The sequence below is a fragment of the Corynebacterium sp. HMSC074H12 genome (assembly GCF_001813755.1).
Taxonomy (GTDB): Bacteria; Actinomycetota; Actinomycetes; order Mycobacteriales; family Mycobacteriaceae; genus Corynebacterium; species Corynebacterium hiratae.
On record NZ_KV813912.1, the window covers coordinates 3,803 to 4,139 of the forward strand.

1 protein-coding gene is annotated in these 337 nt (G+C 55.5%); it reads right to left on the reverse strand.

The features are described from left to right. Positions 1 to 337: DDE-type integrase/transposase/recombinase (locus HMPREF2932_RS13145; protein ID WP_141756295.1), on the reverse strand; the 337-nt coding region annotated here is incomplete at both ends.

The following is a 337-nucleotide window of genomic DNA, read 5'->3' on the forward strand; positions in this document are numbered from 1 at the left end:
CAGCGTGAAACACCAGCCCATCAGGAACATCACCACGTAGTGTATGCGCCATCCGCAGGGCCCGTTCGACCAAACTTGTGTCTTGAACGCTATCCATAGCCCAGCCCAGTACCCTGCGGGAATGACCATCGCGGACCGCGCACAAGTACAACCATCCCTCGCTGGTGCGCAGATAAGTAATATCCGACATCCACACTCGGTTGAGCTGACCAGTATCAAACATGCGCTTGACCAGGTCAGGAAGTGTGGACTTGCGCTTGGCTTGGATTGTAGTCACCGGGACAAAGGCACGCGGTGAAATCCGGACCTGACCCCTGTTTGGTAGACACCTGATATC